14 protein-coding genes are annotated in these 15,296 nt (G+C 69.4%); 8 read left to right on the forward strand and 6 right to left on the reverse strand.

Features of this window, described 5'->3' with window-relative positions; translation table 11 throughout:
* Positions 1-17 precede the first annotated feature (17 nt).
* From HOW07_RS09010 to HOW07_RS09025, 4 genes are all read right to left on the reverse strand, one after another.
* A complete protein-coding gene (locus HOW07_RS09010) occupies positions 18-869 on the reverse strand; it encodes an ATP-binding cassette domain-containing protein (RefSeq protein WP_175116710.1) in 852 nt (283 codons plus the stop codon).
* Entirely contained in the window at positions 866-2,725 is a 1,860-nt protein-coding gene (locus tag HOW07_RS09015) for a dipeptide/oligopeptide/nickel ABC transporter permease/ATP-binding protein (protein ID WP_175116711.1), read from the reverse strand. The genes HOW07_RS09010 and HOW07_RS09015 overlap by 4 nt, the downstream gene beginning before the upstream one ends.
* Entirely contained in the window at positions 2,722-3,663 is a 942-nt protein-coding gene (locus tag HOW07_RS09020; protein ID WP_064295411.1) for an ABC transporter permease, read from the reverse strand. Before HOW07_RS09020 ends, HOW07_RS09015 begins: the two co-directional genes overlap by 4 nt.
* A 207-nt stretch (positions 3,664-3,870) precedes the next feature.
* Complete coding sequence (locus HOW07_RS09025; protein WP_071261458.1) at positions 3,871-5,391, reverse strand: ABC transporter substrate-binding protein; 1,521 nt, start codon at positions 5,389-5,391, stop codon at positions 3,871-3,873.
* A 247-nt stretch (positions 5,392-5,638) separates the two neighbouring features.
* On the opposite strand from HOW07_RS09025, the gene HOW07_RS09030 reads away from it, so the two are divergent.
* Positions 5,639-6,199, forward strand: coding sequence for a TetR/AcrR family transcriptional regulator (locus HOW07_RS09030; protein ID WP_254628270.1), 561 nt, complete (start codon positions 5,639-5,641; stop codon positions 6,197-6,199).
* 96 nt (positions 6,200-6,295) lie between these two features.
* Here HOW07_RS09030 and HOW07_RS09035 read toward each other — a convergent pair whose 3' ends face one another.
* Positions 6,296-7,426 (reverse strand): VanZ family protein, encoded by a 1,131-nt coding sequence (locus tag HOW07_RS09035; protein ID WP_175116713.1) that lies wholly within the window; start codon positions 7,424-7,426, stop codon positions 6,296-6,298.
* Between the two features lie 117 nt (positions 7,427-7,543).
* Here HOW07_RS09035 and HOW07_RS09040 point away from each other — a divergent pair, with 117 nt between their 5' ends.
* Complete coding sequence (locus HOW07_RS09040; protein WP_079000636.1) at positions 7,544-8,143, forward strand: NAD(P)H-dependent oxidoreductase; 600 nt, start codon at positions 7,544-7,546, stop codon at positions 8,141-8,143.
* A gap of 110 nt (positions 8,144-8,253) precedes the next feature.
* Here HOW07_RS09040 and HOW07_RS09045 read toward each other — a convergent pair whose 3' ends face one another.
* A complete protein-coding gene (locus HOW07_RS09045) occupies positions 8,254-8,991 on the reverse strand; it encodes a FadR/GntR family transcriptional regulator (RefSeq protein ID WP_064295407.1) in 738 nt (245 codons plus the stop codon).
* Positions 8,992-9,130: 139 nt separating this feature from the next.
* On the opposite strand from HOW07_RS09045, the gene HOW07_RS09050 reads away from it, so the two are divergent.
* Genes HOW07_RS09050 through HOW07_RS09075 form a run of 6 tightly spaced genes read left to right on the forward strand, consistent with a single transcriptional unit; the run spans position 9,131 to position 15,296 of the window.
* Positions 9,131-10,534 (forward strand): MFS transporter, encoded by a 1,404-nt coding sequence (locus HOW07_RS09050; RefSeq protein ID WP_121293280.1) that lies wholly within the window; start codon positions 9,131-9,133, stop codon positions 10,532-10,534.
* The gene (locus HOW07_RS09055) at positions 10,531-12,312 is read left to right on the forward strand and encodes a dihydroxyacetone kinase family protein (protein WP_175116714.1); all 1,782 of its coding nucleotides are present in this window, start codon (positions 10,531-10,533) and stop codon (positions 12,310-12,312) included. Before HOW07_RS09050 ends, HOW07_RS09055 begins: the two co-directional genes overlap by 4 nt.
* Complete coding sequence (locus HOW07_RS09060; RefSeq protein WP_064295405.1) at positions 12,309-12,779, forward strand: ribose-5-phosphate isomerase; 471 nt, start codon at positions 12,309-12,311, stop codon at positions 12,777-12,779. Before HOW07_RS09055 ends, HOW07_RS09060 begins: the two co-directional genes overlap by 4 nt.
* Positions 12,779-13,633, forward strand: coding sequence for a triose-phosphate isomerase family protein (locus HOW07_RS09065; protein ID WP_175116715.1), 855 nt, complete (start codon positions 12,779-12,781; stop codon positions 13,631-13,633). The genes HOW07_RS09060 and HOW07_RS09065 overlap by 1 nt, the downstream gene beginning before the upstream one ends.
* Positions 13,630-14,427, forward strand: coding sequence for a sugar phosphate isomerase/epimerase (locus HOW07_RS09070; protein WP_121293067.1), 798 nt, complete (start codon positions 13,630-13,632; stop codon positions 14,425-14,427). Before HOW07_RS09065 ends, HOW07_RS09070 begins: the two co-directional genes overlap by 4 nt.
* Complete coding sequence (locus HOW07_RS09075; protein ID WP_079704514.1) at positions 14,424-15,296, forward strand: phosphogluconate dehydrogenase C-terminal domain-containing protein; 873 nt, start codon at positions 14,424-14,426, stop codon at positions 15,294-15,296. The genes HOW07_RS09070 and HOW07_RS09075 overlap by 4 nt, the downstream gene beginning before the upstream one ends.

The following is a 15,296-nucleotide window of genomic DNA, read 5'->3' on the forward strand; positions in this document are numbered from 1 at the left end:
GGCGGTCGAAGCGACGGTCAGGCGGCGGACTCCGCCGCACGCTGCTCGTCGATGAGGCGGCGGCGCTCCACCCGGCGGTCCTCCTGGCGGTCCGGGTCGGGGATCGGTGCCGCCATGAACAGGCGCTGCGTGTAGGGGTGGGCCGGGTGCGCCGTCACCTGGTCGCCGTCGCCGGACTCGACGATCTCCCCGTGGTACATGACCGCCACGCGGTGGCTGATGTGCCGGACGACCGCGAGGTCGTGCGAGATGAACAGGTAGGCGACGCCCGTCTGTTCCTGGATGTCGATGAAGAGGTCGAGGACCCGCGCCTGCGTCGACAGGTCGAGGGCCGACACGGGCTCGTCGCACACGATGAGCTTCGGATCGAGGGCGAGCGCCCGGGCGATCGCGATGCGCTGTCGCTGCCCGCCCGAGAACTCGCGGGGGAGCCGTGAGGCCGCGCCGGTCGGCAGCTGCACCTGGTCGAGCAGGGATCCGACGCGCTTGCGGGCGTCAGCACCGGAGACGCCGCGGACGGTGAGCGGCTCGGTGAGGATCTGCTCGATCGTGAGCGAGGGGTTGAGCGAGGAGTACGGGTCCTGGAACACGACCTGGATCTCCGAGCTCAGCGCCCGGCGCTCCTTGCGCTTCAGGTGCCCGATCTCCTGGTCGCAGTAGCGGATGCTGCCGCCGGTGACCGGGGCGAGGCCCAGCACGGCGCGACCGAGCGTGGTCTTGCCGGAGCCGGACTCGCCGACGAGGCCGACGGTCTCACCGGGCTTGATGTCGATCGACACGCCCTTGAGCGCCTTGAACGACTGGGCGCGGAACCCCTTGCCCGGGTACTCGACTTCGAGGTCCTTCACCTCGAGCAGTGACGACGTCATCGGGTCTCTCCTGTCAGGTTCGTCGCGAGTGCCGGTCGGGCGGGACCCTCGTCGAGGATCGCGCCGAGCAGCGACTGCGTGTACGGGTGCTGCGCGTGGTTGAAGATCGAGCGCACCGGCCCGGTCTCCACGATGAGGCCGTTCTGCATGACCGAGACGCGGTCGCAGAGGTCGGCGACCACACCGAAGTTGTGCGTCACGAGGAGCATCGCCATGTGGCGTTCCGCCTGGAGGTCGCGCAGCAGGTCGAGGACCTCGGCTTGCACGGTCACATCGAGCGCGGTGGTGGGCTCGTCGGCGATGATGATGTCCGGGTCCGTCGAGACGGCGCCGGCGATGAGCACACGCTGCGCCATACCGCCCGAGACCTCGTGCGGGAATGCGGCGAAGGTGCGCTTGGGGTTCGGGATGCCGACCCGCTCGAGCAGGGCGAGTGCCTTGTCCGTCGCCTCCTTCCTGCTGAGGCCGAGGGTGACGCGCAGGGGTTCGACGAGCTGGCTGCCGATCGTGAACGCCGGGTCGAGGTTCGACATCGGCTCCTGCGGGATGTAGCCGATGCGCTTGCCGCGGATGGCCGTGTACTCGCGCTCCCCGAGGGTGTCGAGCCGGGTGCCCTCGTAGCGGATCGTCCCGTCGGTGACCCGGCCGCCGCGGGGCAGGAGCCCGAGGACGCCCCACGCCGTCTGCGTCTTGCCCGAGCCGGATTCGCCGATGAGGCCGTGGACCTCGCCCTTGCGGATGTCGAGGTCGACGCCGTGGACGACCTCGGTGACTCGGCCGCCCTCCTGGTCGTAGCCGACGCGGAGGTCGCGGACGCTGAGGACGAGCTCCTCGGCACGGACGGCGGCGCGGGCGTCGTCGTCGTGGCGGATGGGCGGGACACCGACGATCTCGTCCTCGCTGATCCCGGAAGTGCTGATCGACTGGGTGACGATCGTGTTCGAGCCGGTCTTCGACGTCGTCACGATCTTGTGACGGCGCCGGCGGACGGACACGGTGCGCTCGAGCTCGTCACGCATCGCGTTGGCGAGCAGGGTGAGCGCGATGCAGGTGAGCGCGATCGCGAGCGACGGCCACACCATGAGGATCGGTGCCTTGTAGATGTTCGTGAAGCCGTCGTTGAGCATCGAACCCCAGGTCGGCACCGACAGGTCGCCGAGACCGAGGAACTCGAGGCCGGACTGGATCGCGATGGCGATGCCCGCGATGATCGCCGACTGGATGATGATCGGTGCGCGGACGACCGAGAGGATGTGCCTGCCGATGATGCGCGGGTCGCTGAGTCCCGAGACCCGGGCGGCGTCGACGTAGAGCTCCGAGCGGACGGCTGTGACCGCCGCGTAGACGAGGCGGAAGTAGGAGGGCGAGAGCAGGATGCCGAAGATCGCCATCGAGATCCAGACCGATGGGCCGAGGACGGCGCGGGCGGCCAGCAGGACGACGATGCCGGGCAGCGCCATGATGAGGCCCGTGAACCACGAGGACACGGAGTCGAACCACCCCTGGTAGTACCCGGCGATCAGCCCGGCGACGACCCCGATGACGATCGCGACGACGAGGGCGAGGAGTGCTGCGGCGACGCTGATCTGGGTGGCGGCGAGCAGGCGGGAGAACACGTCGCGCCCGGCACTGTCCGCTCCGAGGAGGTGGTCGGAACTCGGTGGCGCAAGGACCTGCTGCAGGGACGCGAGGTTCGGGTCCTGCGGGGCGATGAGCGGTCCGAAGATCGCGACGACCCCGATGAGCACGAGGAACACGAGGGACGCGGCGCCGATCGGGCGCTTGAGGAGCCGACGTAGGAGGTTGACGCGGACCTGCGGGGTCGGGACGGTGAGCGGGGTTTCGATGGCGGTCATGACAGTCGCACCTTCGGGTTGAGCGCAGCCTGCGCGAGGTCGATGAGCAGGTTGACGACGACGACGATGATGGCCGTCGCGATGACGACCCCCATGACGATGGGGATGTCGCCCTGGGTCGTGGCCTGCACGGCGAGCTGTCCGATGCCCGGCAGGGCGAAGATCTGCTCGATGATGACGGCGCCGCCGAGGAGGCCGATGAACTGCACGGCGAGGACGGCGAGGGCGGGGCCGCCGGCGTTCCGCAGCACGTGCTTGTAGATGACGCGCCCCGTACCGAGCCCGCGGCTGCGGAGCGTCCGGACGTAGTCCTTCGACATCGCGTCGACGACGGAGCCGCGCACCTGCTGCGAGACCGTCGCGATGGCGCCGATCGCGAGGGCGATGATCGGCAATGTCACCGAGGCGACCCAGCCGGAGAAGGACGTGGTGATCGGGATGTACCCGGTGGCTTTGAACAGGCGGAGGTTGATCGCGAAGGTGATGACGAGCACGAGAGCGATGAGGAAGCTGGGGATCGCGAAGCCGATGACGGAGATGAACTGGACGACGTTGTCGATCCATCCACCGCGACGGGCGGCGAGGACACCGAGGATGACGGACACGATCGCGGCGATGATGGTCGCGCCGAGCACGATCGAGAGGGTGACGGCGAGGCGGCCGGTGACGCCCGAGGACACGAGCTGGCCGGTGAACCACGAGCGGCCGAGGTCGCCCTGGAAGGCGGAGGCGATCCAGTCGAGGTACTGCACCGGCAACGGGCGGTCGAGGCCGAGTTCGGCGGCCTTCTTCGCGACGGTCTCGGTGGTGGCGCTCTGGCCGAGGATCCGGCGGGCGATGTCGCCGCCGCCGAGGTAGAGGAGGGAGTACGCGATCACGGAGATCACGAAGATGAGGACGACGCCGGACACCAGGCGTCTGAGGATGAATCCGAGCATGGGTCACTCCAGGAAGTGGGTGAGTGAGGGGTGTTGGGGCCGGCCCGCCCGAGCGCTGGACGCTCGGGCGGGCCGGGGTCGATACGACACGTGCGACCGGTCGGTCCCGGCCCCGGAGCCTGTCGACGGGCGGGCCTGCGACGGGTTCCGGTTCCGGTCCCTGAGCCTGTCGAAGGGCGGACCCGCGACAGGCTCAGGACCAGCGGACTACTTCGGCTGGATGTCGTAGATGGACGGGTACGCGTTCGTCGGGATCATCTTGACGGTCGTGTTCGCGTCCGTCGCGAAGCTGCCCTGCACCCGGTAGAAGGGGGCGAACCACGCCTGCTCGACGATGTACTGGTTCAGTTCCTTCGCGACCTTGCCCTGCGTCGCCTCATCGCCGTACTGGATCTGCTTGATGTACTCGTCGACCTTCGGGTCGTCGTACTTGAAGGGGTTGAAGACGGCGTTCGGGGCGATCATGAACTGGATGAGCTGCCAGTCCGGGTTCTGCTCCAGCGCCATGAAGGAGACCGGGAACTTCGGGGCCAGGAGGTCGGCGATGAAGTTGTTGCCCGGGTCCGTGTACTCGGCGGTGATCCCGACGTCGGCCAGCTGCTGCGAGATCAGCGTGTAGGTGGTGGCGCCGAGCACCGTGGAGGACGGCATCGAGAGCGTCAGACCGTCGGCGTAGCCCGCCTCGGCGAGCAGCTCCTTGGCCTTCTCGGGGTCGTAGCCGTAGCGGTCGTCGAGCGACTTGTCGAAGGCGGGGGAGTTCTCCGGGAAGACCTGACCCGTGACCGTGCCGTTGTCGTTCTGCAGCGCCTTGAGCAGAGCCGGGCGGTCGAACGCGTAGTTGATGGCCTGGCGGACGCGGACGTCGGCGATCGCCGGGTTCATCGTGCCGGCGCGGTCGAGGAGCAGCATGCCCTGGAAGTCGAGCTCGTTGGCGTTGACGGTCCAGCCGGCGCCCTCGACCTCGGCGAGGTTGTCGTTGTTCGCGAGCTTGATGCCGTTGACCTCGCCCGACTTGACGGCGTTCAGGCCGGCGGTCGCGTCCTGGAGGACGTTGATGGTCAGCTTGTCGTAGTGCTGCCAGTCCTTGTTCCAGTAGTCGGGGTTCGCGGTGTAGCTGTAGCTCGTGCCGGTGACGGTCGCGGCCGTGTCGAGCACGTACGGGCCGGAGCCGACCGGGTTGGTGGCGAGGTCGGGGCTGTCGAACGACTCGGCGCTGGCGATCAGGCCGGGGTCGCGGGTGAGGTAGTTGAGCATGGCCGGGTCGGGTGCACTCAGGGTGATGACCACGGTGGTGTCGTCGGGCGCCTCGACGGAGGCGACACCCGCGAAGTAGCCGGCGTCGGGGGAGGTGCCGGTCTTGAAGCGCTCGAGGTTCTGCTTGACGACGTCGGCGGTGAGCTTCGACTTGTCGGTGAAGGTGACGTCGTCGCGGATCTTGAGCGTCAGGACGGTGTTGTCGTCGTTGTACTCGTAGGAGGTCGCGAGCGACGGCACGATCTCGCCGTCGGCTGTGGCGACGAGCAGGGTGTCGAAGACGGCCTGGTAGAAGGGCGAGCGGTTGCCCCATTCGGAGCCGGCCGGGTCGAACGTGGTGGGGGGCGTGATCGCACCCAGGATCAGGGTGCCACCGGAGCCGCTGTCAGAGCCGGAGGTGCTACCGGAGCATCCGGTGAGCACGAGTGCAGCAGCGGTGACCGCGACGGCTGCGGTCGTCTTCCATCGGAACATCTTTGTCCATTCGCTGTGAGCAATCCCTCATCGGATCGCTGGTGATTGAGGACGCTAGCACGAAAGCCGAGTGGTCACTAGCTTTTTGTTTTCGACCATGTCACAGTTGGATCACGACCAGGCCGCGGCGTTCGACGGGGAACGCGCTATCGTGAAGCCGTCCGAAGGGGGAGGTCGTCCGATGACATCGGTCAAGACCGGGAACAAGCCGCAGGGGAAGCCCCGCGGTGCATATGCGAAAACCGGTATGAAGCGCGTCGCGATCCTCGACGCCGCGCTCGCCGTCTTCGCCAACGGGGGATATCGCGCGGGTTCGCTCCGGGAGGTGGCCACGCAGGTGGGGATGAGCGAGGCCGGACTGCTGCATCACTTCCCGAACAAGAGCGCGCTGCTCGCCGCGGTGCTCTCCCACCGCGACGACCTCTCGGCGACGCTCGTGCCGATGGACGGCGACGACCCGATCGAGACGCTCCGGGGCTTGGTCGCACTCGCCCGCTACAACGCTTCCGTGCCCGGCGTGGTCGCGCTCTACTGCACGCTCTCGGCGGAAGCGACGTCGCCCGATCACCCGGCGCACGACTACTTCGTCGAGCGCTACGAGGGCACCCGCACGCGGCTCGAGCGCACCTTCGGGCTGCTCGTCTCCACAGGACGCGTGCGGGCCGGCTTCTCCACCACCAGCGCGGCCTTCATGACCCTCGCGCTCATGGACGGGCTGCAGGTGCAGTGGCTGCTCGCGCCGGAGTCGGTCGACATGGCGGACGAGCTCCACGCCTTCCTGTCGGGGCTCCTCGGTACCGAGCTCTAGGCGCCGAGCGGCCGACGCGCCACCAGGAGGTCCGCCCCCGGGCAGGAGCCTTCGAGCGAGTGCGTCCGGCTGCGGCGCTGATCTCCTGCTGTAGCGCTACGGCGTCGTCGCCCGTGCGTCGCGCAGGTCCGCGCCGACGGAGACGTACGAGACGCCGCGGCGGTGCCGGGTGAACGGTACGGAGACGACGGCCGCGGCGACGATGATGAAACTGAGGATCCCGATGATCCCGACGATCGTCTGCGTGAGGCCGCTCGTGGCGTCGGGTATCTGCGCGGCGGTCGTCGTGGCGGTGTACGGCAGGGCAACGACGGACCCGCGGTAGAGGCGGCGAGCCGCCGATCCGCGTCCGTCCGGCCACTCCGGAGCGAGCCAGACGAGGCGCTGCCCGAGCGACGCACCGCTCCCGATGAGCGCCGGCAACACGATCACGAGGACGACCGTGCCAGCGCCGATGCTGAGCACCTCGGGCAGCGTCGGGTCGTCGGCGGTCCCGGTCGCACCTGTGAGCAGGACGCGTGGGACGACGAACACGAGCGACAGCACCGTGATCGACAGGTTCACGGCGAACGCGTCGAGGACCATGCCGAACCAGCGTCGCCAGACGGTGATGGGTCGCGCCCGGTCGCGGGTGGCGCGCAGGGCCCGCGCGCTCGGCATCCACCCGAGGACGATCGGGGCGATGAGTGCTCCGATCGCGGCCCCGGCCGTGTTCGTGATCACGTCGTCGACGTCCGCCACCCGGTAGGCGCATTCGTACAAGCCCCAGATGCCCGTGTACTGCGTCGACTCGATCAGCAGGGAGACGAGCGCCCCGAGCAGGATGGAGACACCGAGCCCACGGTTCCAGTACCGCCGCGCAATGGCGCCGAACGGGATGAACAGGATCACGTTCAGGACGACCTGGAGGAACGCGTGGCTCGTCAGGGTGCTCAGGACCGAGAGCCCGGCGGTCTCCCGTGCGATGTCACCGATCGAGTGCCCGGGGATCAGCTCGAGCGCCCCGTGGGCCGTGCTGCAGTTCGCGCGCTCGTCCGGCAGCGGCAGCAGCGTGTACGCCACGAGGGCCACCGCGTAGACGCTGACCGCCGCAGCACCGATCACCCGAGGGAGCGACATCTGGCCGTAGCGACGGAGCTGCACGAGCAGAAGAGGACCGAGGACGGCGAAGAAGATCACCGTGCCGCCGACGAGTCCGACCCACGCCTGCCATGTCCACCCGCTCATTCCGACAACTGTAGGGCGCTCGCCGCGCCGTCGGCATCAGTCGCCGGAAGGACCCCGGTCATCCTGCAGAGGGTGCCGAACGGCGGATCCCTCGCTCGATGCAGGCGATGATGGAGTGTGCCGACGCTCATCGTGACCACCCATCCCGACCCCGACTCCCTCACCCATCACCTCGCCCAGCGGCTCGCGCAGGAGCTGCGCTCGACCTCGGACCCGGCCGGCGTCGAGGTCGCGGACCTGGCTGCGGAGGGCTTCGACCCGCGGTACACGCTCGCGGACCGCCACACCTACCGCGTCGGCGGGGACTTCACCCCGGACGTGGCCGCCGAGCAGGAGCGGCTCGACCGGGCCACCGACCTCGTGCTCGTGTTCCCGGTGTACTGGTGGTCGACGCCCGCGCTCCTCAAGGGCTGGTTCGACCGCGTCTTCGTCAACGGCTGGGCGTTCGGCCTCGACGCGGACGGCGGGATCGTCCGGAAGCTCGACCGCCTGCGCGTGCACCTCGTGCCGATCGCGGGCGACGACGCCGGGGTTTACGACCGCCACGGCTACGAGCAGGCGATGCGGACGCAGCTCGAGCACGGCATCGTCGACTTCTGCGGCGCTCGCCGCGGCGTGACGACCTTCCTCCATGACTCGGAGGGCGAGGACGCCGACGCGCGGACGCGCGCGGTCGAGGCCGCGGTGGACGCGGTCGTCGAGGCGATCCGCGCCTGACCGCCCTTCGACAAGCTCAGGGACCAGACCCGGTCACTGACCCGAACCCCGGTCACTGACCCGAACCCCGGTCACTGACCCGAACCCCGGTCACTGAGCCTGTCGAAGTGCTACGCCGTGAGGGTGCGGTTGAGGCGCTCGGTCGCGGTGTCCATGTGGTGCTGCATCGCAGCCGTGGCCGCCGCGGGGTCGCCCGACATGATCGCCTCGTAGACGGCCTCGTGCTCCTCGAAGGCGCGCTGGGCGTCGACGTCCTCGTGGATGCCGCGCTCCACCCAGATGCGGAGGAGCGAGCGGATGCTCTGCAGGAGGTCGGAGAGCACGCGGTTCCCGGTGGCCGAGGCGAGCTCCAGGTGGAACTTCAGGTCGGCCTCGATGAACTTGGTGCGATTGGCGCCCGCCTCGCTCATGGCGGTGAGGTGGTTGCGCAGCCGGTTGCGTGCCATGTCGTCCATGCGTGTCGCGGCGAGGCCGGCGGCGAAGACCTCCAGCTGACCGCGCACCTCGATGAGTTCGCGGGTCCGCGGCTCGCCGAGCATGAGGCCCCAGCTGAGCGTCTCGGGGAGGAGCTCGGAAACGCTGCCGCGGAGGTAGGTGCCGCTGCCCGGGCGGACGTCGACGACGCCGAGGATCTCGAGCGCCGCCAGGGCCTCGCGGACGGCGGACCGCCCGATGCCGAGGGACGCGGCGAGCTGACGCTCCGGTGGGAGGCGGGTGCCCGGGGCGATCTCACCGCTCGTGAAGTGGTCGAGCAGGCGCTTCGCGACGGCGGAGACGGCGGATCCCACGGCGACCGGTCCGAGGCTGGACGAGATGTCGTCGGTCGGCCGATCCGGGAACGCAGGCATGGGTTCACTGTATCGCGGCCCTTCGACAAGCTCAGGGACCGGCAGGGGTGCTCGGGGGCCGGCGACGCTTGAATTGGTCAACCGGTTGATGTATCGTTCATTCCGGTCCGGCCCGGACCACGCCCTGCCCGCGGCATCGATGCCGCCCACCCGAGGAGTCATAGTGGACACCACCGCCCCCGCGGCCAACCCGGCTGTCGAGCGATCAGCCATCCGGAAGGTCTCGATCCGTCTCGTGCCGTTCGTGGCGCTGATGTTCTTCATCAACTACCTGGACCGCACCGCTATCGGCTTCGCCGCCCCCAACGGCATGAACGAGGACCTCGCGCTCTCTGCCGCCCAGTTCGGCTTCGCGTCCGGCGTCTTCTTCATCGGCTACATCCTGCTCGAGGTGCCCAGCAACCTCGCGCTCAACAAGTTCGGTGCCCGCCGCTGGCTCGCCCGCATCATGGTCACCTGGGGTATCGTCGCGGTCCTGTTCACCTGGGTCGCCAACTTCGAGCAGCTCGCGATCCTCCGGTTCGTGCTCGGTGTCGCCGAAGCCGGCTTCTTCCCCGGAGCGATCCTCTTCCTCAGCCTCTGGGTCCCGGCCAAGCACCGCAGCAAGATCCTCGCCCTCTTCTACCTGGCGCAGCCGCTCACCACCGTCATCGGCGCACCTCTCGCCGGGTGGCTCATCGGTCAGCACGGCGTGTTCTTCGGTCTCGAGGGCTGGCGCTTCATGTTCCTCGGCGTCGGTGCACCGGCCATCATCATCGGTGTGATCGCCTGGTTCTACCTCAAGGACCGTCCGTCCGAGGCCAAGTGGCTCACCCCCGAGGAGCAGACCTGGCTCACCGCGGCGCTCGCCCACGAGAAGGCGACCACCGAGCAGAAGCAGGGCCACGTCAGCATCAAGCACGCCTTCAAGAGCGGCCGCGTCTGGATGCTCGCGTTCATCTACTTCGGCTTCATCTACGGCCTCTACGCACTCGGTTTCTTCCTGCCGACGATCATCGCCGGGTTCCAGGAGTCGTTCGGGGTCGAGTTCGACGTCATGCAGAAGGGTCTCATCACGGCCATCCCGTACGTGCCGGCCGCCATCGCCCTGTACTTCTGGTCTCGTGACGCGACGCGTCGTGGCCTGAAGACCTGGCACATCGTGATCCCCGCGATCGTCGGCGCCGTGAGCATCCCGCTCGCGCTCTTCGCCAACTCGCCCGCCCTGACCATCGCGATCATCGCGGTCACCGCCATGGCGATCTTCGCCGCGCTGCCGAACTTCTGGACGCTGCCCACGCAGTTCCTCACCGGTGCGGCAGCGGCCGCGGGTATCGCGCTCATCAACACGGTCGGCAACCTCGCCGGGTTCTCGGCGCCGTACATCACCGGCGCCGTCGCGGACCTCACCAAGGTCGGCGACACCCCGCAGTACGTCGTCCCGATGTTCATCGTCGGTGGCTTCATGATGATCTCCGCCACGCTCATGGTGATCCTCTCCAAGCAGCGGAGCTCTCGCGAGCTGCGGGTCACCCACGACGACCTCACGGGCAAGACCCGATGACGCGCCTCTTCAACGACCCGGCGGAGTTCGCCGACGAGATGATCGACGGTTTCGTCGCCGCGAACCGTGACCAGGTCCGGCGCGTGACCGGCGGCGTCGTCCGGAGCACCCGGACGCCCGAGGGCACGGTCGCGCTCGTCATCGGCGGTGGCTCCGGCCACTACCCGGCGTTCGGCGGCATCGTCGGCCAGGGCCTCGCGCACGGCGCGGCGATGGGCAACCTGTTCGCCTCACCCTCCGCCCACCAGGTCGAGTCGGTCGCGAAGGCGGCGCAACGCGGGGGTGGCGTCCTCCTCAGCTATGGCAACTACGCGGGCGACGTGCTCCACTTCACCCAGGCGCAGGACGCGCTGAACGCAGCGGGCATCCCCACTCGGAGCGTCGCCGTCACCGATGACATCTCCAGCGCACCCCTCGCCGAGAAACACAAGCGTCGCGGTATCGCGGGCGACCTCACCGTCTTCAAGTCGGCCGCCGTCGCCGCCGAGGCGGGCTACGACCTCGACGAGGTCGTCCGCGTCGCCACCCACGCGAACGAGCGCACCCGGTCCTTCGGCGTCGCGTTCAGCGGCTGCACCCTGCCGGGCGCGACCGAGCCGCTGTTCACCGTGCCCGAGGGGCGCATGGCGGTCGGCATGGGCATCCACGGCGAGCCCGGCATCGACGAGACCGACGTGCCGACGGCCGATGAACTCGCCACCCTGCTCGTCTCCTCGCTGCTCGCGGAACTGCCCGAGGGCGTCTCCGAGGCCACCGGCGCTCGCGTCGGCGTCATCCTCAACGGCCTCGGCTCGGTGAAGTACGAGGAACTGTTCGTCGTCTACCGTGCGGTCGCCGCGCAGCTCGAGGCCGCAGGGGTGGAGATCGTCGACCCCGAGGTCGGCGAGCTCGTCACGAGCTTCGACATGGCCGGCGTCTCGCTCACGCTCTTCTGGCTGGACGAGGAGCTCGAGGGCTTCTGGGCGGCCGGCGCCGACACCCCCGCCTACCGCAAGGGCGTCGTCGCAGCGGCCGAACAGCTCGACCCCTCGGAGATCGTCGCCGAGACGGCTGCCGAGATCCCCGCCGCCTCCGACGCGTCCCGGGCCGCCGCCGCGGTCGTGGTCGAGGCCCTCGACGCGCTCGTCCAGGTCATCGACACGAACGTCGAGGAGCTCGGTCGGATCGACGCCGTCGCGGGCGACGGCGACCACGGCATCGGCATGCAGCGCGGTGCTCGTGCCGCCGTCACCGCCGCACACGCCGCCGCCGATGCCGGGGCCGGTGCCCACACCGTCCTGCACCTGGCCGGCGACGCCTGGGCGGACCGCGCCGGCGGCACGTCCGGCGCCCTGTGGGGCCTCGCGCTCCGCTCGGTCGGAACCGCCCTCGGTGACGAGGTCGCACCCGACCGCACCGACGTCGCGACCGGCGTGCAGGCCGCGGTCGACGGCATCATGTCGTTCGGCAAGGCCGAGGTCGGACAGAAGACGATGGTCGACGCGCTCGTGCCGTTCACCACCACCCTGAGTGCAGCCGTCGCCGACGGTTCCGACCTCATCGCGGCCTGGACGACCGCCGCTGCGGCTGCCTCCACCGCTGCCGCTGAGACCGCGGACCTCCTGCCCAAGATGGGCCGGGCCCGTCCGCACGCCGAGAAGAGTCTCGGTACCGTCGACGCCGGTGCCTACTCGTTCGGCCTCATCGTCACGGCGATCGTCCCCGTCCTCGAGCGCGCCGCCGGCACCACTACGCCGGACGGCTCCACCAGCACCACCAACGAAGGAGTACACGCATGACCGATCAGCTGCGCATCGTCATCGGGTCGGATGACGCCGGGTTCGACTACAAGGAGATCGTCAAGCGCGACCTCGAGCAGCACGACGGTGTCGCCTCGCTCGTCGACGTGGGCGTGGACGCCGATGGCCACACCGCCTACCCGCGGGTCGCGATCGCCGCTGCCGAGCTCGTCGCGTCCGGCCAGGCCGACCGCGCGCTCCTCTTCTGCGGCACCGGCCTGGGCGTCGCGATCGCCGCCAACAAGGTCGCCGGCATCCGCGCCGTCACGGCACACGACAGCTTCTCCGTCGAGCGCGGTGTCCTCAGCAACAACGCGCAGGTGCTCACGATGGGCCAGCGCGTCATCGGCATCGAGCTCGCCCGCCGCCTCGTCCGCGAGTGGCTGACCTACCGCTTCGACGAGACCAGCGCGAGCGCCGAGAAGGTCGCCGTCATCGGTGAGTACGAGGCGACGGGCTCCTGCTGATGACCACCCCGTCCCCGTCGGCCGTGCCCATGACGACCGCGCCCCGCGTGGTCGGCGTGAGCCTGAAGATGTACTTCGGCCACGCGCAGACCCTCGAGTGGATCGAGCAGGTGGGCGCCTTGGCCCGTCGGCACGAGGCCGTGGTCGATGGTCGCGTGCGACTGTTCGTCATCCCCGGCTACCTCGCGGTCGCGCCGTCGGTGGCGGCCCTCGCCGGGACGGGCGTGCTGGTCGGAGCGCAGGACCTCGCGAGCGCGGACCGTGGCGCGTTCACCGGTGAGGTCGGCGGCCCCGAGCTCGCCGAGGTCGGCGTCACCGTGGTCGAGGTCGGCCACGCGGAGCGCCGCTCGCTCTTCGGCGAGACCGACGAGGTCGTCGCCGAGAAGACTACCGCGGCCCTCCGCAACGGACTCTCACCGGTCCTCTGCATCGGCGAGGTCGAGCGCACGACGCCCGAGGCGGCTGCGACGGAGTGCGTGCGCCAGCTGGACTCCGCGCTCGCCGACGCTGTGGCGGGACCGGTGATCGTCGCCTACGAGCCCGTGTGGGCGATCGGTGCGGCTGAACCCGCGTCTGCCGAGTACGTGCGAGCTGTCGGCGCGATCCTGAAGCGATCGATCGCCGAGCGCGCCGACCGGGTCGGCAGCTCCGTCATCTACGGCGGCAGTGCGGGTCCCGGTCTGCTGACCGCGCTCGGAGACGACGTCGACGGTGTGTTCCTCGGACGCTTCGCCCACGACGTCGCGGCGCTCGAGGCCGTGCTCGACGAGGCCCTTCGACAGGCTCAGGATGGCACCCTTCGACAGGCTCAGGATGGCACCCTTCGACAGGCTCAGGGACCGAGGACAGCATGATCGGCTTCGGCACCTACACCTTCTTCTGGGAGGGCTCCGAGCTCGCTCCCGAGCGCTTGAGCGTCATCGGCATGATCGAGCGCACGGCCGACGCCGGCGTCGAGCTCTTCCAGATCTGCGACGACGCCCGCATCGAGTCGATGTCCGACGATGAACTGCGCCGGATCGCCGAGGTCGCCCGCGAGCGCGGGGTCACCCTCGAACTCGGGACGAAGGGGATCGCGGTCGCGCACCTCGAGCGCTTCCTCCACATCGCCACCGTGCTGGGTGCGAAGCTCCTGCGCAGCATGGCGACCTCCGGCGACGACCGGCCGTCCCACGCGGACGCCGTCGATCGACTCCGCGCGGTGCTTCCGGCGTTCGAGGCGGCCGGCGTCACGATCGCACTCGAGACCTACGAGCAGCTGTCGTCGCAGGAGCTCGTCGACCTCGTGACCGCCGTCGACCACCCGAACCTCGGCATCTGCCTCGACCCCGCCAACACCGTCGCCCGGCTCGAGCACCCGAGTGACGTCATCGAGCGCACCGCTCCGTACGTCCGCAACATCCACGTCAAGGACTTCGCGTTCACCCGCCGGGGCGGCTGGGTCGGCTTCACCCTCGAGGGTGCCCCGCTCGGCACCGGCCTGCTCGACTATCCAGCCCTCACCGCCGTCGTCCGACCGGACGAGCGCGGCGTCAACCAGATCATCGAACACTGGCTCCCGCTCGGGGACTCCATCACGGAGACGATCGAGCTCGAGCGCACGTGGACCGCACACAACCTGCAGTACCTGAGAGAAGGAAGATCATGACCGACACCACCACCGTCGCGGACCAGCTCACCATCGCCGTCATCGGCGCGGGCGGCAAGATGGGCATGCGCGTCTCCAACAACCTCGTGAAGACCAGCCACACCGTCTTCTACAGCGAGGTGTCGCCCGCCGGCCAGGAGCGTGTGACCGAGGCCGGTCGCGAGCTCACCGAGACCGACGCGGCCGTCACCGACGCCGACGTCGTCATCCTCGCCGTCCCGGACCTCGCCCTGAAGGCCGTGTCCGCCGGCGTCGTCCCGCTCATGAAGTCGGGCGCCGTGCTCCTCACGCTCGACCCGGCCGCCGCGTACGCGGGTCTGCTGACCCGTCGCGACGACGTCATCCAGGCCGTCACGCACCCCTGCCACCCCTCCGTCTTCGTCGAGCGCCACACGCCCGAGGAGTACGCGGACACCTTCGGCGGCATCGCCGCCCTCCAGGACGCCATCGCGGCGATCGAGTCCGACGACGCTGAGAAGCAGGCGCAGGTCGAGGCCGTCGTCCGGGCGATCTTCGCCCCCGTCGGTGAGGTCCACTGGGTCACGGTCAAGCAGCTCGCGCAGCTCGAGCCGACCCTCGTGGAGACGATCGCCTGCATGATCGGTGCGCTCCTCAAGGAGTCGCTCGACGAGGCCGTCAACACCATGGGCGTGCCGGAGCCGGCCGCTCGTGCGATCCTCCTCGGCCACACGCAGGTCGCCCTCGCGAACTCGCTCAAGGGCGACAACCCGTTTTCCGACGCGTGCCTCATCGCGATGGACTACGGCCGCAGCGCGATCATCAAGGACGACTGGAAGAAGGTCTTCCAGGACGACGAGCTCGACAAGAACCTCGCCGCCATGCTCCACCTCGACAAGATCGAGCGGTAA

Source organism: Plantibacter sp. MCCC 1A11337, from assembly GCF_013349365.1.
Lineage (GTDB): Bacteria > Actinomycetota > Actinomycetes > Actinomycetales > Microbacteriaceae > Plantibacter > Plantibacter flavus_A.